We start from the raw sequence: 19718 nt of genomic DNA on the forward strand, positions 1-19718 counted from the left end.
CCTTTGCTCAGGCAATTGCCGCCGTCAGGCCAGCATCGATACCTTCGGCGATCCTGGCGACGTCGGCAGCAGTGATGATGAGGGGCGGCGACAGGATGATCATGTTACCCGATACACGCAGCATGACCCCGGCGTCGTAGGCGGCATCGGCCACCTTGGCCATGGTCTTCTTGTCCGCCGCCTTCTTGGAATCGCGATCGGACACCAGTTCGAGCGCTGCCATCAGACCCTTGCCACGCACGTCGCCAACCAGCGCATGCTTGGCTTTCAACGCTTCCAGCGCCTTGCCGAGCTCAATGCCACGCGCGGCGGCATTCTCGTTGACGCCGAGGCGTTTGGTTTCGGCCAGCGCAGCGAGACCGGCGGCGCAGCCGACAGGATGGCCGGAATAGGTGTAGCCATGGCCGATGGCACCGAAGCTGGTCTTGTCGGCTTCGAAGACATCGGCCACTTTCTGCCCGATCAGCGTAGCGCCGAGCGGGAAGTAGCCACAGGTGATCGCCTTGGCGATGGTCATGAAATCGGGCTGCACATTCCAGAGCCGCGAACCGGACCACGCACCGGTGCGGCCGAAAGCGGTCACAACTTCGTCAGCGATGAGCAGGATGTCGTGTCGGTCACAGATATCGCGCACCAGCGGCATGAAGGTTTCGGGCGGTACGATGACGCCGCCGGCGCCCAGGACCGGTTCCATGATGAAGGCAGCGATGGTGTCGGCACCCTGGAAGGCGATCTCTTCCTCAATGGCGCGCGCGCACAGCCAGGCGAGCTTGATCGGGTCGGTTTCGTCGAACGGGTTGCGGTAGGTCCAGGGTGCCGGCGTATGGAAGCAGCCCGGCAGCAGCGGTTCGTAGTTGCGGCGGAAATTGGCATTGCCGTTGACCGAGGCGCCACCGAAATGCGTGCCGTGGTAACCCTTCTTCAGCGCCAGGAATTTGGTGCGGTCGGCCTGGCCGCGGATCTTCCAGTACTGGCGGGCAAGACGCAGCGCAGTCTCGACGGAATCCGAACCGCCGGAGGTGAAGAAGGTGCGCACCATGCCTTCGGGGGCGAACCACTGTGAAAGCTCATAGGCGAGCTCGATCGACGGCCCGGTCGAGGTGCCGCGGAAACCCGAATAGTAGGGCAGGGTATCGAGCTGGGCCGCAATCGCCTGTTTGATCGGATCACTGCTGTAGCCGAGATTGACGTTCCACAGGCCGCCGACGGCGTCCAGAACGGTACGGCCTTCGATATCGGTGACATGCGCGCCTTCGCCCTTCATGATCACACGCGGGGGCGACGCGCGCATCTCGGCGGGATGCGCCATCGGGTGCCAGATCGGCTTGGCGTTGTTTTCTGCGAAAAAATTGGTGTCGCGCATCTGAAGTCTCCAATTCCTTAAAGGGTGAGGCCGAAATGGCCGAGCGCTTCGGCGTAGGATCGGGCCGGGCTGGCCACATCGAAATGAACGGGCAACATGCCGGCGGCGATCGCGCCGTCGATGTTGCGTTGCTGGTCGTCGACAAACACGCAGGCGCCGGTCGGCAGGCCAAGTGTATCGGCGACGGATTGATAGGCACGGAGGTCCGGCTTCAGGATCTTCGTGTAGGTGGCATCGACGATGGTCTCGAACAGGGAAAGCAGCGGCAGCCGGCCGCGGAAGTCGGCGCCGTAAAACAGGTCGAGTTCGTTGGAGAGCACCGCAAGCCTCACGCCGGCGGCATGGGCCTTGCGGATGGCCCGATCGGCTTCCGGCCGGACAACGGCTACCGGATCGGCGCCGCGGGCGCGGCGTACGAAGGTCTCCATCGCATCCCAGTCTTCGCCGACGAGCTCGCCGACTTCACGGGTGCGGGTTTTCCAGTAGTCGCGTTCGCTGATCTCGTCCGCCTGCATCGATTGCCACAACGGATCGGAAGCCGGGTCGAACGGCCCCTGCCAGGTCAGTGTGCCCGGCTTGAGGCCGAGAGCCTTTTCGGTGAGTTCGTGGGTCTCGAACAGCGTCCTGGTGACGACACCGCCGAAATCGAGCACCAGGGCCTTGGGTATGCTCACGATGACTGCTCCTGGCGAATGCCGGGTGCGATTACCCCACTTGCCGCCCAGCGATCGAAGATCGCCAACGCCGTCGTGGTGAATTCGACGCTGTTGATGTGTCCCTCGATCTCGTGCAGTTCGACGGGAGCCTTGATGACGCGGCGCATCTCGTCGGAAAAGGCCGCAAGCGCGTCGGGTTCGTGGAGAGGCTCCCCTTCCTGATCCCATTGTTCGATGCCGCCGGCCGGCAGGATGAAAGCGACGGGTCCGGTGGCCAAAGCAAGCTTTTCCGAGATCGCCCGCGCGACGTGGCGGCGCCCGTCCGTGCCGGTGGTGACGGAGGCAAGCAGCCGGTTGTGTGCATGATAAGGCCGATCGGAGAGACCTTGCGGAACCGGTTTCCAGGTCGGGAAATCGACCATGTCGACCGCTCCTGGTGCCACGATCTGCGGGATGCCGGCGCGGCCGGCGTTTTCCAGCCGGTCGACGCCCGAGGAAACGACGCTGCCGTTCAGATGGTTGGCGACTTCCTGCAGGCTGAAATCCAGAACGGCGACGAAACGGTTGTCGGCGGCAAGCGATTCAAGCGCGCGGCCGCCCATGCCGGTGGTGTGGAAGATGACGACTTCATAGCCACGTTTCTCCAGCTCGGGCCGCAGCGTCTTCATGTAGGAAAGGCAGCTCGTGCCGAGCGACGAGATCGCGACCGTCGGCAGGTTCGGGCGTGGTTTCGCAGTGGTGAGCGCTGCGCCGACAACGGCGCCGGAGGCCTGGGAGAGGACGGCCTTGCAGGTGTCGTTGAGGCCATAGAGACCGCCTGCCCACAGGATCATCATCAGATCCGGCGCGATCCGCTCCGGTGGGATCAGATGGGAATAGGCGATGGTCGAGACGATGAATTTCGGCACGCCGATCGGCAGCGCAAGCGCGATGTCGAGCGCGAGATCGGTGCCCATCGTGCCGCCGATGGCAATGAAGGCATCGATCCTGGCGGAAGCTTCGAGGTCCCGCACGAGAACGGAGGCACCGCGCGCCATCAGTTCCATGGCGGTGTTTTCATCGCCCGATCGCGCAATCGCTTCGATGGTGGTGCTTATCGCGGAGGCCACGGCATGCTTGTCGTATTCAGGGCGGTAGGGCGGATCGCCGAGCACGCTGACGTCGAGCATGACGGGATCACCACCGGCGCTGCGGATGCGTTCGGCCATGTAAAGCAGCTCGTCGGCCTTGGTGTCGCCGGTGCCGCACAGAAGTATCTTCGGGATATGCGTTCTGGTCATTCGTTCCGCTCTGATGGTCTTTGTTTCATGAGCGTTTCCGTTCTGCGGAAACGCTCTAACTCTTTGTTTTTGTGCAATTCCGGACGGAGGACCGTTACACGCTCTTCCTGGAATTGCCTTGGTCGTTGGCGGCCATGGCACGGCGGCCGGTGAGGCGCTCGCTGATCTGGGAGGCGGATTCGACGACGGCCGCTCCCAGGGACTCCGTGTCCGTCGGTTCGATGCGGGCACGTGGTGCCGCAATCGCAAGCGCGCCGACCGCGGTGCCGCGTGCGCCGAGGATCGGCGCGGCAACCGAGAAGACGCCGTCTTCATAGCCTTGTGCACCGATGGAATAGCCTCGGGTGCGCGCGGCCGAGACCAGCTCTCTGATCGCTGTCGGGTCGGTCACCGTGTGCGGGGTGTAGGATACCAGCTTGCCGCCCAAGGTGGCATCCATGACGCGACGGTCGGCAAAAGCCATGAAGGCGATGCCGGAGGCCGTGGCATGCAGCGGCAGGGTTTCTCCGACCGGCACCGCAACACGGTTGGCCTTGCTCGATTCCACCACATGGACAGAGATCAACCCGCGGCTCGAATATTCGGAGAAATGCACGGTCTCGCCAGTCCTTGCGGCGAGCGCATCGGCAACCGGGATCGCGGTTCTGAGAAAGGGAAACTGCGCTTCGCGCATCAAGGCGAGACGCGCCACGCCGATGCCCAGCCGATAGAGGCGGCTGCCGCCGTCCTGTTCGACCAGCCCCTGCTCCATCAGTGCCAGCAGCAGACGTCGTGTCGTCGCCTTGTCGAAATCGACTGAACGGGCGAGGTCCGCCAGCGTTCTTTCCGGCTCGCCCTGTCCCAGCACCTCCAGCAGGGACACGGCCTTGGCCACCGTGCTCATGCGTTTGTCTCTCCTCCAGATACTTAACGCGCGAATTAACTTGACAGGTGCCGAGCATCTTTGCAAGTCTATATTCGAAATGTCGTTTTAAATAATGAAACGAAAACAGGCCTTTCGGCCACTCGGCATTTCACTGGGCTTTTTTTGGCCCCGCTTCGCGGGGACGGGCTTGTGGGGCCCCGCGTGGCGGGGAAAGGAGGAGGAATTCATGACAACCGTAGTGGAATCCGGTGAGGCCAATCGGCTGAGAAAGAACAGCCTTGGCGTTGGTGCCGTGACGTTTCTGGTGGTTTCAGCCGCCGCGCCGCTGACCGCGGTTGCAGGGGGCGTGCCACTCTCCATGCTGATGGGCAATGGCGCCGGCATTCCCGGCACCTTCCTGATCGTGACCGCCGTGCTGCTGATCTTTGCGGTCGGCTATGTCGCCATGGCTCGCCATGTCGCCAATGCCGGTGCTTTCTACGCCTATACGGCCAAGGGCCTCGGCGGTGCGCTGGGTGGGGCTGCAGCGCTCATCGCCATCCTGTCCTACAACGCCATGCAGATCGGCGTCTTCGGCATGTTCGGTGCTGCGACCTCAGGCCTGTTCGCCGGTTGGGGCATCAATTTGCCCTGGTGGCTGTGGTGTTTCATCGGTGTCGCGCTGGTCGGCGTGCTCGGCTATCGCCGTGTCGACCTGTCGGCCAAGATCCTTACCGTCCTGGTGCTGCTTGAATATCTCATCGTGCTGGTGGTCGATCTTGCCATCCTGTTCAAAGGCGGCGATTCCGGTCTCAGCATGGCGCCGTTCACGCCGACGCAGATCCTGAGCGGCGCGCCGGCCATCGGCCTGCTTTTCTGCTTCGCGGCCTTCATCGGCGTCGAAGCGACCACGATCTATTCGGAGGAAGCGCGCGAACCGCACCGTACTGTGCCACGTGCCACCTACATCTCCATTCTGATCATCGGCGTGTTCTACATGTTCACCTCCTGGCTGATGGCAAATGCCACCGGCGTCGACAAGCTGGTGCCGTCGCTGCAGGCGCTTCAGGATCCGACGACCTTCCTGTTCACGCTGTCGGACCGCTATGTCGGCACGGCGGTGACGCAGCTGATGAGCGTCCTGTTCGTGTCCAGCCTGTTCGCTGGCGTGGTCGCTTTCCATAATGGCGTTGCCCGCTACTTCTATGTCGCCGGTCGTGAAAAGCTCCTGCCGGAATCGCTTGGTGTCACGCATCCGGTGTTCAAGAGCCCGCATGTCGGCTCCTTGATCCAGACGGCAATCGCCTTCCTGGTGATCGCGCTGTTTGCCGTCACCGGCCAGGATCCGGTGCTGGCACTGTTCTCCTGGCTCACCAATGTCGGCACGCTGGGCATCATCACCCTGATGGCGCTGACGTCCTTCTCGGTGCTCGCCTTCTTCAGCCGCAACCCGTCGCTCGAAGGCAACGTGCTGAAGGCCAAGGTCGCGCCGGTCATTGCCGGCCTTGTGCTGGCCTATATCATTTTCCAGATCGTGCTGAACTTCGGCAGCCTGTCGGGTGCGTCCGGTACGCTGTCATGGTTCCTGCCGTCGCTGGTGCTGATCGCGGCAGTGCTTGGCCTGGTTCTGGCCCTTGCTCTCAAGAGCAAGGATCCGGCAGCCTTCGCCCAACTCGGCAACGAGGTAAAGGAATAGAAATGCCGGAAGGGTTGGCCAGAGCATTTCCGGCGAAAAGCGTCGCCTCCAATGCTCTGTCTCCTTGTTTTAACGCAATTCCAGCAAAACCGCTACGCACTTTTGCTGGAATTGCTCGAGGTGGCCAACCCTTCCATCCTCCCAAGATAATATTCACGTAGAGCATAGCATTCGGAGACAAGCCCTGATGGACCAGGCCACGATCGACGCGCTGCGGCAGAAACCTGTCGCGGCGCAAAAGCTTTTTATTGGTGGCGCGTTCGCCGACAGCCGGGATGGGGAAACACTCCCCGTCATCTCACCGATCGACGGCACGACGCTTACCTCGATCGCCGATGCCGGAGCCGCCGATGTCGATCGCGCGGTGGCCGCCGCGCGTGCTGCCTTCGAGAAGGGAAGCTGGTCGCGGGCTGCACCGGCTGCGCGCAAGAAAGTGCTGCTGAAGCTTGCCGACCTGATCGAGAAACACGCGCTCGAACTGGCCGTGCTCGGCGTGCGCGACAACGGTACCGAAATCGGCATGGCCTACAAGGCCGAGCCTTTGTCGGCGGCGGGCACATTCCGCTACTACGCCGAGGCCATCGACAAGGTCTATGGCGAGATCGCGCCGACAGCACCCGAGGTGCTCGGCCTCATCCACCGCGAGCCGCTGGGCGTCGTCGCCGCTATCGTGCCATGGAATTTCCCGATGATGATCGGCGCCTGGAAGGTGGCACCGGCACTGGCCGCCGGCAACAGTGTTGTCCTGAAGCCGGCAGAAGTGGCATCTCTTACGTTGCTGCGCCTCGGCGAGCTGGCGGCGGAAGCCGGCCTGCCGGAGGGGGTTCTCAACGTCGTCACCGGGCGTGGCAGCGTGACCGGTGAGGCGCTTGGCCTGCACATGGATGTCGATGCCATCGTCTTCACGGGCTCGGGCGGGGTCGGTCGTCGGCTGCTAGATTATTCGGCGCGCTCCAATCTCAAGCGGGTGCAACTGGAACTCGGTGGCAAGTCGCCCAATGTCGTCTTTGCCGACGCGCCCGATCTTGATGTCGCCGCCAGGGTTTCCGCGCATGGCATTTTCCGCAATGCCGGCCAGGTCTGCGTCGCCGGCTCGCGGCTGCTCGTCCAGTCCTCGATCTACGATGCCTTCGTCGAAAAGCTGGTGGCGGCAACGACCAGGATGAAGGTCGGCGACCCGCTCGACATCAAGTCGGATATCGGCGCGGTGAGCAGCATGGAGCAACTCAAGAAGGACCTCGGCCATGTGGCGACGGCGCTGGACGAGGGCGCGCAACTGGTTTCCGGCGGCCGCCGCATCCGCGAGGAGACCGGTGGCTACTACATGGAGCCGACCATCTTCGGCGGTGTCGCCCCCGGCATGACCGTTGCGCGCGAGGAAGTGTTCGGCCCGGTGCTGGCCGTGCAACGTTTCGAGGATGAAGCCGAGGCTGTGCGTCTGGCCAACGGTACCGTCTACGGGCTCGCCTCGGCGGTGTGGACATCGAACCTTGCGCGTGCCCATCGCATGGTGCGGGCGATCCGCGCCGGCGTGGTGCACGTCAACACCTATGGTGGTGCGGACATGACCGTGCCGCTCGGCGGTTTCGGCCAGTCCGGCTTCGGACGGGACAAGTCGCTGCACGCCTTCGACAAATATTCCGACCTGAAGACGGCCTGGATTTCGCTGGCCTAGGAGGCTGACGGCGCAAGCGTGGTCTTCTGATTGCGCTTGCGTATGTTCTTGTTTTGTTCTAATCGGGACGTTTCGGCCCCGCGAAGTGGGCGAGACATGTCCCAAGGTGTTTTCGATTTCGGTCAGTCAGAAGGTCCGCTCCGGCCCAAGAAACCGGAGCGGCTGATCTTGATGGTGCTGCTTGAAACGCCGGTCGGCAGTCAGGTGCTGGAGATTGCCACCGGGATACAGACGGCGAACAGGCTCCAGGCGAAATTGCGTCCGCTGAAGCACCTGCACATCTCGCTCCAGCACATCAGGGACGACAACCGTTTGCGCGAGAAATACGTATTTGCTGCCAAATGTGCCGCAAATTCCGTCAGCGTCGATGCGTTTGATGTCTGTTTCGATCGTATCGTCACGTTTCCCGGTGGTCGACCGGACAGGCGAGCAACGGTGCTTCTGGGCGGAAGCACGCCGCTGATGGATCTCCAGAGGAAGCTTGGTGCTGCTCTCGTCTCCAATGGGTTGCGTGGGACGCTGAGCTTCAACCCGCATATCACGCTTTTCTACAGTTCTCGGTCGGTTGTCCCGCAGCAGATCGATCCGTTGCGTTTCACCGTCCGAACGTTCTCGCTTGTCCACAGCGAGCGAGGACTGACAAAATACAACGTTCTTGAATCCTGGCTGATGCCGGCGAAGTGGCACTAAAAGGCATAGCCTTTGGTTCGATGGCTTCCTAAGTTGGTCCGCGCTATGTGATGCGACCTGAACGTTGCATCGCCATCGCGGAGGAGAGGATGGATTTTTCGACGGTCGACCGCACCTATGCCAGGGCGCGTGCGGGATTTCGCCTGGAAATACCCGAGCATTTCAATTTTGCGTTCGACGTCATCGACGACTGGTCGAAGCGGGACGACCGTACCGCGGTGATCGCCGTCTCGCGTGACGGCGAGACGATCCAGCGCATTGCCTATTCGCAGCTTTCGGAAAGCTCGAACCGCTTCGCCAATGCCTTGCGCAAGCTGGGTGTCAAAGCGGGCGACTTTGCCTGCCTCGTCATCGGCCGCGTGCCGGCCTGGTACACGGTGCTGTTCGGGTGCATGAAGGCGGGCGTTGTCTCGATGCCAGGCACCAACCTGCTCACTGCGCACGACATCGCCTATCGCGTCAACCACTCGAAGGCCACGGCGGTCATCGTCACCTCCGAGCATTGCGCCAAGGTCGACGCCATTCGAGCCGAATGCCCGACGCTGACGACCTTCATCGTCATCGATGGCGAACGCGACAGCTGGCTGTCGTTCGACAGGTTGTTGGCCGAGGCTTCGCCGGAACTGGACCGGAAGGATTTTCCGCCGAGCCGCGCCACCGACATGATGATGGCCTATTTCACCTCCGGCACGACCTCGCTGCCGAAGATGGTGCCGCGCGACCATGGCTATGCGCTCGCCCATGTGGCGACCGGCCTGTTCTGGATGGATCTCAGGCCCGGTGATGTGCACTGGTCGCTGACGGACACCGGCTGGGCGAAGGCGGCCTGGGGCATCCTGTTTCCGCAGCTGATGCTCGGGACGCCGGCAGTGCTCTACAATGGCGACGGTGCCTTCGACGCCGACATGCACCTGAAGCTGATCGGCAAACTCAGGGTCTCGACCTTCTGCGCGCCGCCGACCGTCTACCGTCTGTTCGCGCAACAGGATCTGAAACGCTACGATCTTTCCAGCCTGCGCCGTTCGCTGGGAGCGGGCGAACCACTCAATCCGGAGGTGATGCGCATCTGGAAGGAAGCGACGGGCACGACGATCGCCGACGGTTACGGCCAGACCGAGACCATCAACATCGTCGCCAATTTCCCGGGCGAGGAAGTGCGCTTCGGTTCGATGGGCAAGCCGGTGCCGGGCTATGATGTCGACGTCGTCGATGACGACGGCAAGCGCCTGCCGGATGAGGAAGTCGGCCATATCGCGGTCAGGGTCACCGACCCGCATCCAGGCGGCCTGTTCCACGGCTACTATACCGGCAAGGCACTGGACACCGGCTCGTTCCGCAATGGCTGGTATTATACCGGCGATACCGCGCGGCGCGACAAGGATGGTTATCTCTGGTTCGTCGGTCGTTCCGACGATCTGATCTCCTCCGCCGGCTACCGCATCAGCCCGTTCGAGGTGGAGAGCGCACTGATCGAGCACAAGGCGGTCGCCGAAAGCGCGGTCATCGGCAAACCCGACCCGACCCGCGGCCAGATCGTCAAGGCCTATGTCATCCTGGCAAAAGGCTTCACGGCGTCGGAAGACCTTGCACGCGACATCCAGGAGTTCTGCCGCAACCTGACCGCGCCCTACAAATATCCGCGCGAGATCGAATTCGTCGACGCGCTGCCCAAGACCATTTCCGGAAAGATCCGCCGGGTGGAACTCAGGCAGGCCAGCAAAGGGTAAGTGGTCAGGCCGCGTCGCGGTCGGTGAGCGCGATGTGACAGCAGCCGCTGCCATGGCCGGGCGACCAGGTGACGTTGTCGAAACGCACGCCGGTGGCTTCGAACAGGCCGCGATCGAAGGCGCCGGCAATGCGGCAGAGCGTGGTGAGCTGCTCTTCGCCGACGCCAGCCTCGACCCAGGCGTCCTTGAGTGGACAGCGCTTGACCTTGAAGGCGATGCGGTCCGGCGCGCGCTCGACATCGGTCGGATACATGCGTCCGTCATCCGGGCTGACGGAGAGGAAGGCCTCGCCGATGGCGCGCGCGTCATTGGGACCGAATTTGCCGAAGGCCGCAGCCGCCACCTCCTGGCCGCGCTTTTCGATGGCGCGCACCATGACCGTCTCGGCCTGCTCGGCACCCAGTTCCGTCGTCAGTTCGTCCAGCATGAGCCGGTAAAGATCGGCGCGGTTGCGGAAGGCGGAATCGAGTTCGCGGGCAAGCTTTTCCGCGCGGGCCTGAGGATCGGTCATGATCAGTCCTGTGTTCGGGGCAGTCTGGGCACAGCGGCAACCAGCGCCTTGCCGATGGTTGATTGCGGATTGTCGATGACGGCGCGGGCATCGCCCTGTTCGGCGATGCGACCGTCTTCGAGAAGGATGACCCGGTGCGCAAAAGCCCGCACCACGCCGAGGTCGTGGGAGACGAACAGATAGGCGATGCGTTCCGTGCGCTGCAGGTCGAGCAGCAGTTCGAGGATCTGGCCTCGCACTGAAACGTCGAGTGCCGACACCGCCTCGTCGAGCACGATCAGGGATGGCTTCGTGGCGATGGCGCGGGCGATCGCCACACGCTGGCGCTGGCCGCCGGAAACCTCGTGAAGGTGGCGGTTGCAGAGATCTGGCGCCAGGCCGACGCGTTCGAGGAGAGTTGCAATACGATCCGGGCGCTCGCTGCGGCTGGCAAGTCCGTGGATGCGCAGTGGATCATCCAGCACGCGCGCCACTGTCGCGCGCGGATTGAGCGCGGCAAGCGGATCCTGGAACACCATCTGCAGCCGTGCGCGTCTGGCGCGCAGAGCTGAACCGCGCAAGGCGAGGAAGTTCCCGCCTTCGAAATCCACCCGGCCGGCATCGGGTTCCATCAGCCGCAGGATCAGGCGGGCGATGGTGGATTTGCCGGAGCCGGAAGGACCGGCGAGCGACAGGGTCTCGCCGGTCGAAATGGAAAGGGAGATATCGTCGGCAGCAGTGACGATTGTCCCGCTTCGCCGGAAACGTTTGGTGAGCCCGGAGACGGCAAGCAGCGGCTCAGACATGGCCGCGTTCCGTGGCGATGATCATTGGCGTGGCGTCGAGGCCGATATGGGCGTCCAGCAGTTTCCTGGTGTAGGCATGCCGGGGTTTCTGGATCACTGCGTCGGCGGTGCCAAGTTCGACCATCTCGCCGCTGTCGAAGACGGCGATGCGGTCGGCCTGTTCGGCGGCAAGCGCGATGTCGTGGCTGACGAACAGCAGCGCCATCGCATCCTCGGCCACCAATTGCCGGATCAGCGCAACGATGTCGGCCTGCACGATGGTGTCGAGAGCGCTGGTTGCTTCGTCTGCGATGAGCAATCTCGGCCCGGCGGCGATGGCAGTGGCGATCGCTACCCGCTGCCTTTGTCCGCCCGACAGCTGGTGCGGATAGGCATGCAGGGCCGTGTCGGGGTCTGGCAGTCTGACACGCCGCAGCAGATCAAGTGCGCGGTCTCGCGCCTGTGCCCAACTGAGATCGAGATGTGTGCGGGCGACCTCGGCGATCTGCCGTCCGACAGCCATCACCGGGTCGAGGCTCGCCGAAGCGTCCTGGAAGACGAAGCCGATGTCGCGGCCGCCGCGCGACAGCTGCGGCTGTCCCGACCACAGGATCGCGCCATCCACGGTGGCCGTCGGTGGCAGAAGCCCGGCGATAGCGAGCGCCAGCGTGCTCTTGCCGGAACCGCTTTCGCCGATGATCGCCAGCCGTTCGCCGGGGGCGATGTCGAGATCGACGTTGCGGAGCGAGAACGAAGCCGTATCGCGCCGGTATGAGACGGACAGGTCGCGAATCGAGACGAGTGGGCCGGTCACGACAGGCCCTTCCTGACGGCGGTGCCTTCGACGACGCCTTCGCCGGCGAGATAGACACCGAGCACGGTCAGCACCAGCGCGATGCCGGGCACGATGGAGAGGAACGGTGCCGAACGCAGAACGGTGCGGCCCTCGGCAATCATGCCGCCCCAGGTGACGCGATTGGGATCGCCGAGCCCGAGGAAGGAAAGCGCGGCCTCGATCAGGATCGCTGAGGCAACGATGACGGAGGAGAGCGCGAGCACCGGAGGCAAGGCGTTGGGAAGAACCTCGCGCAAGGCGATCTCCAGCGGATGCATGCCGATGACCCGCGCGCCGGCAACGAAGTCGCGCTCGCGGATCGAAAGCACTTCGGCACGCGCGACGCGCGCCGGCCCTGTCCATGCCGAAAGGGCGATGGCGATCACCACAACCGTCAGCGACGGGCCGACGACACTGACGAAAGCTAGGGCCAGCAGGAAGGACGGTACGGTCTGGAAAGCGTCGGTGATGCGCATCAGTGCCTCGTCGACTATGCCACCGGCAAAGCCCGCCAATGTGCCAATCACCGCGCCGACGGCGATTGCGGCCGCCGCGGCGGCGAGGCCGACAGCCAATGATGTACGGGCGCCATGGAAGAGTTCGGCCAGCACGTCGCGGCCAAGACGATCGGTGCCGAGCGGCAGCGACCAATCCTGGAACGGCGGCAGCGACGGTGCTCCCTTGATGGCGAGAGGATCACCCGGGAAGAGCGTGGAAGCTGCCAGTGCCATCACCGCGAGTGCCGACAGGATGCCGAACCCGACCAATGCTTCCGGGACGCGTGTCAATCGCCTCATGCGCTGGCCTCGCTGGCGCCGACGCGCGGGTCGAGGAAGGCGTAAGCGATATCGACCAGGAGGTTGATGAGAATGACCAGGACGGCGCTGACCAGGATGATGCCGAGCAGCAGCGGCGTGTCGCGCAGCGCCACGGCCTCCTGTGCCAGCCGTCCCAGGCCGGGCACGGAAAAGATGCTTTCGATGACGACGCTGCCCCCCAGCATCTGGGCGGATTGCAGGCCGAGCATGGTGACCAGAGGCAGCAGCGCATTGCGCGCCACATGAGCCAGCACGATGCGCCGGCGGCTGAGCCCCCTGGCGCGGGCAGCGCGTACGAAATCCAGCCGCCACACCTCGGCCATGCCGGCGCGCATCATCCTGAGATAGAGCGCCAGATAAATCACGCCGAGAGAGGTCACCGGCAGGACGAGGTGATGGGCGATGTCGGCAGCCCGCGCGAAGCCGGTCTTGCCGGACGCGATTGTCTCGAAACCGGAGATGGGAAACCAGCGCAGATCGACGGCAAAGATGATGACCAGCACCAGCGCCAGCCAGAAACCGGGCACGGCGTAGAGCGCCAGCGATGCCGTCGACAGCAAGCGGTCGCGAAAGCTTCCAGGTTTCGCGCCGGCATAGATGCCGAGTGCCGAGCCGAGGCCGAAAGACAGGGCTGTCGAAGCGCCCATCAGGACAAGCGTCACTGGCAGCCGTTCCAGGATGACGTCGCGGATCGGCCGCGAGAAGGCAACCGACTGGCCGAGATCGAAGTGCAGCAGCGCCCACAGATAGTTGGCCAGCCGTGTCGCGGCGGACTGGTCGAGGCCCCAGCTCTGCCGCATCGCCTCGACGAGACCGGCATCGCCGCCGGTCGACACGAGATAGGCGTCGACCGCATCGCCGGGCGCTGCCTCGAGCAGGAGGAACGTGCCGACAACGACGATCAGGAGCACGAAGACGGAGCCGACGAGGCGCCGGCGCAGAAGGAGGAAGGCACGTGACATGAGTACAAAACTTTGAGGCCGGAACCACCAGCTTACGCGCTGGCGGCTGGCGACCTCAAGCACCGATCCCGATTACTTGGCCAGCCAGGTGTCCGACCAGTTCGACACCGCCCAGCGCGGATTGTGGCGATGTTGCCCACCTTGTCGCTGGCAACCGAAATGAAGGTCCAGTCAGCGACGTTGATGAAGGGCAGGTCCTCGACGACCTTCTTCTGGAATTGCTTGTAGAGATCGGTACGTGTCGTGGCATCCAGCGTCTCGGCCGCCTTGGCGATGATGCCGTCGATGTCGGCGTTCTTGTAGCCGCCCTGGTTGGAGAAGGGCACGCCGTCGGGAATGCCGCTCTGCGCCAGGATGGTGGTGGAGATCGCCGGGTCGCCGCGGAACACGGGCGGGCCGACAGCGAGGTCGAAGGCATGGTCGGTATAGACTGCCTTGATATGTGCTGCGGAGTCGTTGTTGACCAGCTCGGCGTCGATGCCGATGGCCGCAAGCGCCTGGCGCAGATAGTCACCGAATTGCTTGGTTTCGTTGAAATAGGGAGCCGGCAGCAGCTTGAGCTTGAAGCGCTTGCCGTCAGCGCCGGCCTTGTAGCCGGCCTCGTCGAGCAGGGCGTTGGCCTTGGCGACGTCGAAGGCATAGGCCGGCACGTCAGCGGTATAGAACTGCCTGTCGTTTTTCGGCACTGGTCCGGAGGCGGTTTCCGCATAGCCGAGGAAGATCGTCTTGACGACGAAATCCTTGTCGATGGCATGCGCGATCGCCTGCCGCACCTTCACATCGGCCAGTTCCTTGCGGCGGTGGTTGATTTCCACGACCAGCTGGTAGGTGAGGCCTTCATAACCCTTGGTGACGACCTTCAGTCCCGGCACCTTGGAAATGCGGTCGAGGTCGGCCAGCGGCACGGCCGAGAAGGCAGCAAGCTGGATCTCCTCCGCTTCTAGCGCATTGGCGGCTGCCGAGCGATCCGGCAGCACCTGGTAGACGATCTCGTCGAGATTGGGTTCACCCTTGCCCCAATAGGCGGTGTTCTTCTCCAGCCGGTAGTACTGGCCGGCCTTGTGTTCGGCGAACTTGAAAGGACCTGTGCCGATCGGCGCGGTGTTGGCCGGGTTCTCCTCGATCTTGCCGTTCTCATAGACGTGCTTGGGCACGACGCTGGTCAGCGCCGGCAGGGCGTTGCGGATCAGCTGGAACGGCGTGGGCTTGGCGAATTTGAAGACGGCGGTGTGCTTGTCCGGCGTTTCGACCGCTTCAAGGTCCTTGAAGACGACGCGGCCGAGGTTCTGCAACGGCTTCCAGATCTGCAAGGCCGAAAAGGCGACGTCGGCCGAGGTGAACGGCTTGCCGTCGTGCCAGGTCACGCCCTCGCGCAGCTTGAAGGTGACAGACTTGCCGTCTTCCGAGCCTTCCCAACTGGTGGCGAGACGAGGGCTGAGCCCGTCCTTGCCTTCATAGTCGGCTTCCGCGAGCGGCTCGACGATCTTGGACGAGATGAAGAAGACGCCGTTGGAGGCGACGATCGCCGGGTTCAGGTTGCGTGGCTCGGAATCGGCCGCGACCGTCAGACGCCCCCCTTTTTGCGGTTCCTGCGCCCAGCCGATGGTCGGGAGGGCGGTCGAGGCAAGCAACAATGCGGTGCCTGAAAGCAGCGAGCGCCTGGTGAGGCTGAAATCCGACATGACTGATCCCCCAAAATGACCCGCCAGGCGGGTTCAACATTGCGGACAGGTCTGGCACCTGTTTCCACCGGCGCGGATTATGACCTTTGTCGGCTGTTTCACCAGAGAAGGAATTGGCGCAAAAGGCCCTGGCGTTGAAATTTCCATCCGCTGGACCAGCCGTGGTGCATGCCAAAAGCGTTGCGGTTTGATGGTGCGCATGAGACAGCAGGGCAGCCATTGATCAAAGCAAGGTGAGATGCCGATGCCCTCAGCGCGTGATCGTCTCGAAGCCGTCCTGTCGCGTCTCGCAGAGCGGGCCGCCGGCGAGAAGGTGTTCACCAAGCTCTATCCAGACGCGGCCCGCGCAGCGGCCGACGCAACCGACGCTCGGCGGAAGGCCGGAATCGCGCTGGGGCCGCTCGACGGCGAGATCGTCTCGATCAAGGATCTGCTCGACGTCGGCGGCGAACCGACGCTGGCCGGTTCGCTGCTTCGCCGCACCGCCGCACCGGCGCAGAAGGACGCACCGGTGGTGCAGCGTCTGCGCCAGGCCGGAGCCGTCATCATCGGCAAGACCAACATGACCGAATTCGCCTTTACTGCGCTCGGCCTCAATCCGCATTACGGCACGCCGGGCAACGGTGCCGATGCCAGGCGCGTGCCGGGAGGATCTTCATCGGGCGCTGGCGTGTCGGTGGCCGAAGGCACCAGCGCCATTTCGATCGGTTCGGATACCGGCGGATCGATCCGCATCCCGGCGGCGCTGAACGGTGTTGTCGGCTTCAAGCCGACGGCGCGCCGTGTGCCTCTGGATGGCGCCTTCCCACTTTCTTTCGCGCTGGATTCGCTCGGCCCGCTGGCACGCAGCGTTGCCGAATGTGCCGCCACCGACGCGATCCTCGCCGGCGAGGAACCTCTGCCGTTGGTGCCCGCGCGGCTCGATGGCCTGCGCGTCGGTATTCCGCGTGGCGCCCTGTTCGACGACACGGAGGAAACGATCGCCCACGCCTTCGAGGATGCGATCCGCAGACTGGAGCGGTCGGGCGCACGCCTTTTCGACATTGCCATCGACGACCTTGTCGACGCGATGAATGAGGCCACGCAATATGGTTCGATCGCAGGCATGGAAGGTGCTGCCATCCACGCCGACTGGCTGGAAGCCGGCACGAACGTCGCGGTCGATCCGCATGTCAGCGTACCGCTGGCCCGTTATGCCAAGGCGCCGGTGCCGGTCTACATCCGCACCATGCGCAGTCGCCTCGGGCACATTGCCGAGATGGATCGCAGATTGGCGGATTTCGACGTGCTGGCATTGCCGACCGTTCCGGTGGCGGCGCCGCTGATCGATGCGGTGATGGCCGACCCGAAATTCGACGACCGCATGGAAGGACTTCTGCTGCGCAACACCGAGGTGTTCAACTATTTCGACCAGTGCGCGATCTCGCTGCCAATGCCGGGTACCGTTTTGCCATCGGGCCTGATGCTGGTCGGCCGCAATGGACATGACCGCCGCCTGCTGGCGATTGCGGCTTCGGTCGAGGCCTTGCTCAAGGCCTAAGCCTTCCTGGAGGGCTGCCGACAGAGCAGGTTCGGGTTCGCTCTATCGGCCTGTCACTATTTGCTGCCGCGCCGGCGCAGTCCGTCGAAATAGACGATGACGATGATCAGCACGCCGGTGATGACCCGCTGCCAGAACGCGTTGACGTTGAGCAGGTTGGCGCCGTTGTTGATGGTGGCCAGGATGAAGGCGCCGAGAAGGGGGCCGTGCACCGAACCGACGGCGCCGAACAGCGACGTGCCACCGATGACCGAGGAGGCGATCGCCTGCAGCTCCCAGCCTTCGGCCTGGGTGGGATTGCCGATGCCGATGCGTGAGGCGAGCAGGACACCGACAAAGGCCGCGCACAGGCCAGACAGCGTGTAGGCCATGTAGATGGTGCGCTGGACGTTGACACCGGAGAGGCGCGCGGCCTCGGCATTGGAGCCGACCGAAAACAGATAGCGGCCCCAGCGCGTGTGGTGCAGGAAGATGTAGGCGGGTACGCCGACAAGGATGACCATCCAGAACAGGTTGGGCACGCCGACGAAGGAGCCGCGCGAGAACTCCTGGAAGGCGTCGTTGTTGATGGAAATCGAGTTGCCGTTGGTCATCAAAAGGCCGATGCCGCGCAGCGAGGTCAAGGTGGCCAGCGTGATGATGAAGGGCGGCAGCCCCATCTTGACGATGCCGAAGCCGTGGAAGAGACCGATGGCGACGCCGATCAGCAAGGTGATCAGGATGGCGACAAAAACCGGCAGGCCGGAATTGATCAGCATCGCCGTTGTCACGGTCGCAAAGCCGACGACCGCGCCAACGGAAAGGTCTATGCCGCCGGTGATGATGACGAAGGTCTGGCCGACCGCCAGAATGGCGATCATCGAGCCCTGGCGCAGCAAGTTGGAGATGTTGTTGGCGGTGGCGAAGCTGGAGGTCGAGAAAGAAAGCAGGACCCACAACAGAACCAGCAGCGCCAGCAGCGTCAGCCCGAACAGCGCGTTGTAGTTGCGCTTCGGCTTTTCGGCGGGGATCGCCTCGGTGCTCATGGGTGTCCTCCCGTTCTTTCCTGCTTCTCGGCCAGCGCCTGGGTCAGGATGTCTTCGTGGCTGGCGGTGTGGAAGCCATGCGTGGCGACCAGCTTGCCGCGCCGGAAAACATGCAGCGTATCGGCCAGTTCATAGACTTCCGGCAGATAGGACGAGATCAGGATGATGCCCGCGCCCTGGGAGAGCAGCGTGGAGAAAAGCCGGTAGATTTCCGCCTTGGTGCCGACGTCGACGCCCACCGTCGGCTCGTCGAAGATGAACAGCTTGGCGCCATGGTTCAGCCATTTGCCGATGACGATCTTCTGCTGGTTGCCGCCGGAGAGACTGGAGGCCAGCGCTTGGCGTCCGGCCGTCTTGATGCGCAGGCCGGCGATCTGCTGCTCGGCATGTTTTGTCTCTTCTCCGCCGGAGATCAGAGCACTCCTGCTGATGCGCTTGTAGATCGGCAGGTTGAGGTTCAGGCTCACCGGCAGATTGAGGCAGAGGCCCTGGTCGCGTCGGCTTTCAGGCGCAAGCGCCATGCCGAGCTTGATTGCATCGTGCTCGGAACGGATGTGAACTTCCTTGCCGTCCCACAACACCATGCCGGAAGATTTCGGGTGACGGCCATAGAGGGTGGTGACGAATTCGCTACGCCCGGCACCGATCAGACCGTAGAGACCGACGATCTCACCTTCGTGCACGGTCATCGAGACATTCTCGAAGCCATTGCCGGAAAGCTCTCTGGTTTCCAGGATCGCCCTGCCGATCGGGAACGCGTCCTTGTGGTAGATCTGTTCGATCGTGCGGTTGATCATCAACCGCACCAGTTCGGTCTCGTCGGTCTGCTTGATGTTGCGGGTGCCGACATAGGTGCCGTCGCGCAGCACCGAAACACGGTCGGCCAGTTCGAACACCTCTTCCATGCGGTGGCTGATGTAGATGATGGTGACGCCTTCGGCTTTGAGCCGGCGGATCAAGGCGAAAAGCTGGTCGGCCTCCTTGCGCGTCAGATAGGCAGTCGGCTCGTCGAAGATAAGGAACTTTGTGCCGCGCACCGTGGCGCGGGCAGCCGCGATCAGCTGCTGCTGGCCGATGGTCAGGTCGCCCAGCATGACGTGGGCGGGCAGGTTGAAGCCGAGGTCGTTGATGATCTTCTGGGCATCACGCACCATGGCACGCTGTTGCAGGAGGCCGTAGCGGACGTTTTCCTCGCCGAGGAACATGTTGGCGGCAACGGTGAGGTGACGGCACAACACCACTTCCTGATGCACCGCGTTGATGCCGAGCTCCATCGCTTCGTGCGGTGTGGCAAGCGCGACAGGGGCGCCTTCCCAGATCACGTCCCCGGACGTGCGTGGCATGACGCCGGTCAGAAGCTTGATGAGCGTGGACTTGCCGGCGCCGTTTTCGCCGACGATCGCGTGGATTTCGCCGGCTTTGAAGGCAAGGTTCACCGGCTTCAAGGCGTGGGTGCCGGGATATTTCTTCTCCAGGCCGCGCAGTTCCAGGATCACCTTGCCGGGTTCCAGTTCCGGCGCAGGATGCTGGTGCTGTGTCGCCGATGTCATGACAATCCTCCCGATTGGCACGCTTTGGACAGCTAGAGCAATTCCAGGAAAAGTGCGTAGCGGTTTTCCGTCCGGAATTGCGTAAGACAAAGAGTTAGAG

At 63.4% G+C, this 19718-nt stretch carries 16 protein-coding genes and 1 pseudogene; 5 read left to right on the forward strand and 12 right to left on the reverse strand.

Features of this window, described 5'->3' with window-relative positions; genetic code table 11:
• Positions 1-7: 7 nt before the first annotated feature.
• The 4 genes from C1M53_RS16465 to C1M53_RS16480 form a co-directional block, all read right to left on the reverse strand.
• Positions 8-1363, reverse strand: coding sequence for an aminotransferase class III-fold pyridoxal phosphate-dependent enzyme (locus C1M53_RS16465; RefSeq protein WP_129413211.1), 1356 nt, complete (start codon positions 1361-1363; stop codon positions 8-10).
• A 17-nt stretch (positions 1364-1380) separates the two neighbouring features.
• Positions 1381-2037: an HAD-IA family hydrolase gene (locus tag C1M53_RS16470; RefSeq protein WP_165358163.1), complete on the reverse strand. Its 657-nt coding sequence runs from the start codon at positions 2035-2037 to the stop codon at positions 1381-1383.
• A complete protein-coding gene (locus C1M53_RS16475; protein WP_129413212.1) occupies positions 2034-3299 on the reverse strand; it encodes a Tm-1-like ATP-binding domain-containing protein in 1266 nt (421 codons plus the stop codon). Before C1M53_RS16475 ends, C1M53_RS16470 begins: the two co-directional genes overlap by 4 nt.
• A gap of 94 nt (positions 3300-3393) precedes the next feature.
• Entirely contained in the window at positions 3394-4182 is a 789-nt protein-coding gene (locus C1M53_RS16480) for an IclR family transcriptional regulator (RefSeq protein ID WP_129413213.1), read from the reverse strand.
• A 208-nt stretch (positions 4183-4390) separates the two neighbouring features.
• Between C1M53_RS16480 and C1M53_RS16485 the strand changes: the two genes are divergently transcribed.
• The 4 genes from C1M53_RS16485 (at position 4391) to C1M53_RS16500 (ending at position 9931) form a co-directional block, all read left to right on the forward strand.
• Positions 4391-5839, forward strand: a complete 1449-nt coding sequence (locus tag C1M53_RS16485; protein ID WP_129413214.1) for an APC family permease — start codon at positions 4391-4393, stop codon at positions 5837-5839.
• Positions 5840-6026: 187 nt separating this feature from the next.
• Positions 6027-7514 (forward strand): aldehyde dehydrogenase, encoded by a 1488-nt coding sequence (locus tag C1M53_RS16490; RefSeq protein ID WP_165358164.1) that lies wholly within the window; start codon positions 6027-6029, stop codon positions 7512-7514.
• Between the two features lie 171 nt (positions 7515-7685).
• Positions 7686-8204, forward strand: coding sequence for a 2'-5' RNA ligase family protein (locus C1M53_RS16495; RefSeq protein ID WP_245488614.1), 519 nt, complete (start codon positions 7686-7688; stop codon positions 8202-8204).
• 89 nt (positions 8205-8293) lie between these two features.
• Positions 8294-9931: an AMP-binding protein gene (locus C1M53_RS16500; protein WP_129413217.1), complete on the forward strand. Its 1638-nt coding sequence runs from the start codon at positions 8294-8296 to the stop codon at positions 9929-9931.
• A 4-nt stretch (positions 9932-9935) separates the two neighbouring features.
• Here the strand turns inward: C1M53_RS16500 and C1M53_RS16505 are convergent, their stop codons facing one another.
• The 6 genes and pseudogenes from C1M53_RS16505 to C1M53_RS16530 all read right to left on the reverse strand — a co-directional run bounded on the left by C1M53_RS16505 (position 9936) and on the right by C1M53_RS16530 (position 15503).
• Positions 9936-10442, reverse strand: a complete 507-nt coding sequence (locus tag C1M53_RS16505; protein WP_129413218.1) for an L-2-amino-thiazoline-4-carboxylic acid hydrolase — start codon at positions 10440-10442, stop codon at positions 9936-9938.
• Positions 10443-10444: 2 nt separating this feature from the next.
• Positions 10445-11227 carry an ATP-binding cassette domain-containing protein gene (locus tag C1M53_RS16510; protein ID WP_129413219.1) on the reverse strand — a complete coding sequence of 261 codons (783 nt, stop codon included), beginning with the start codon at positions 11225-11227 and terminating at the stop codon, positions 10445-10447.
• Positions 11220-12020 carry an ABC transporter ATP-binding protein gene (locus C1M53_RS16515; RefSeq protein WP_129413220.1) on the reverse strand — a complete coding sequence of 267 codons (801 nt, stop codon included), beginning with the start codon at positions 12018-12020 and terminating at the stop codon, positions 11220-11222. The genes C1M53_RS16510 and C1M53_RS16515 overlap by 8 nt, the downstream gene beginning before the upstream one ends.
• The gene (locus C1M53_RS16520; RefSeq protein WP_129413221.1) at positions 12017-12838 is read right to left on the reverse strand and encodes an ABC transporter permease; all 822 of its coding nucleotides are present in this window, start codon (positions 12836-12838) and stop codon (positions 12017-12019) included. The genes C1M53_RS16515 and C1M53_RS16520 overlap by 4 nt, the downstream gene beginning before the upstream one ends.
• On the reverse strand, positions 12835-13821 hold the full coding sequence (locus tag C1M53_RS16525) for an ABC transporter permease (protein WP_129413222.1): 987 nt from the start codon (positions 13819-13821) through the stop codon (positions 12835-12837). Before C1M53_RS16525 ends, C1M53_RS16520 begins: the two co-directional genes overlap by 4 nt.
• 72 nt (positions 13822-13893) lie before the next feature.
• Positions 13894-15503 (reverse strand): annotated as a pseudogene (locus tag C1M53_RS16530) (ABC transporter substrate-binding protein).
• Positions 15504-15747: 244 nt separating this feature from the next.
• Here C1M53_RS16530 and C1M53_RS16535 point away from each other — a divergent pair.
• Complete coding sequence (locus tag C1M53_RS16535; RefSeq protein ID WP_129416215.1) at positions 15748-17043, forward strand: amidase; 1296 nt, start codon at positions 15748-15750, stop codon at positions 17041-17043.
• Positions 17044-17099: 56 nt separating this feature from the next.
• Here C1M53_RS16535 and C1M53_RS16540 read toward each other — a convergent pair whose 3' ends face one another.
• Both C1M53_RS16540 and C1M53_RS16545 read right to left on the reverse strand, forming a co-directional pair.
• On the reverse strand, positions 17100-18068 hold the full coding sequence (locus C1M53_RS16540; protein WP_054309623.1) for an ABC transporter permease: 969 nt from the start codon (positions 18066-18068) through the stop codon (positions 17100-17102).
• The gene (locus tag C1M53_RS16545) at positions 18065-19618 is read right to left on the reverse strand and encodes a sugar ABC transporter ATP-binding protein (RefSeq protein WP_129413223.1); all 1554 of its coding nucleotides are present in this window, start codon (positions 19616-19618) and stop codon (positions 18065-18067) included. The genes C1M53_RS16540 and C1M53_RS16545 overlap by 4 nt, the downstream gene beginning before the upstream one ends.
• Positions 19619-19718 lie beyond the last annotated feature (100 nt).

The sequence above is a fragment of the Mesorhizobium sp. Pch-S genome, from assembly GCF_004136315.1.
Taxonomy (GTDB): Bacteria; Pseudomonadota; Alphaproteobacteria; order Rhizobiales; family Rhizobiaceae; genus Mesorhizobium.

Excerpts from the sequence above, each read along its gene's own strand:
- C1M53_RS16480 (WP_129413213.1), bottom strand. The coding sequence starts at position 4,182 with ATGAGCACGGTGGCCAAGGCCGTGTCCCTGCTGGAGGTGCTGGGACAG.
- C1M53_RS16540 (WP_054309623.1), bottom strand. The coding sequence starts at position 18,068 with ATGAGCACCGAGGCGATCCCCGCCGAAAAGCCGAAGCGCAACTACAAC.
- C1M53_RS16490 (WP_165358164.1), top strand. The coding sequence starts at position 6,027 with ATGGACCAGGCCACGATCGACGCGCTGCGGCAGAAACCTGTCGCGGCG.
- C1M53_RS16495 (WP_245488614.1), top strand. The coding sequence starts at position 7,686 with ATGGTGCTGCTTGAAACGCCGGTCGGCAGTCAGGTGCTGGAGATTGCC.
- C1M53_RS16535 (WP_129416215.1), top strand. The coding sequence starts at position 15,748 with ATGCCCTCAGCGCGTGATCGTCTCGAAGCCGTCCTGTCGCGTCTCGCA.
- C1M53_RS16505 (WP_129413218.1), bottom strand. The coding sequence starts at position 10,442 with ATGACCGATCCTCAGGCCCGCGCGGAAAAGCTTGCCCGCGAACTCGAT.
- C1M53_RS16525 (WP_129413222.1), bottom strand. The coding sequence starts at position 13,821 with ATGTCACGTGCCTTCCTCCTTCTGCGCCGGCGCCTCGTCGGCTCCGTC.
- C1M53_RS16475 (WP_129413212.1), bottom strand. The coding sequence starts at position 3,299 with ATGACCAGAACGCATATCCCGAAGATACTTCTGTGCGGCACCGGCGAC.
- C1M53_RS16500 (WP_129413217.1), top strand. The coding sequence starts at position 8,294 with ATGGATTTTTCGACGGTCGACCGCACCTATGCCAGGGCGCGTGCGGGA.
- C1M53_RS16520 (WP_129413221.1), bottom strand. The coding sequence starts at position 12,838 with ATGAGGCGATTGACACGCGTCCCGGAAGCATTGGTCGGGTTCGGCATC.
- C1M53_RS16485 (WP_129413214.1), top strand. The coding sequence starts at position 4,391 with ATGACAACCGTAGTGGAATCCGGTGAGGCCAATCGGCTGAGAAAGAAC.
- C1M53_RS16545 (WP_129413223.1), bottom strand. The coding sequence starts at position 19,618 with ATGACATCGGCGACACAGCACCAGCATCCTGCGCCGGAACTGGAACCC.
- C1M53_RS16510 (WP_129413219.1), bottom strand. The coding sequence starts at position 11,227 with ATGTCTGAGCCGCTGCTTGCCGTCTCCGGGCTCACCAAACGTTTCCGG.
- C1M53_RS16465 (WP_129413211.1), bottom strand. The coding sequence starts at position 1,363 with ATGCGCGACACCAATTTTTTCGCAGAAAACAACGCCAAGCCGATCTGG.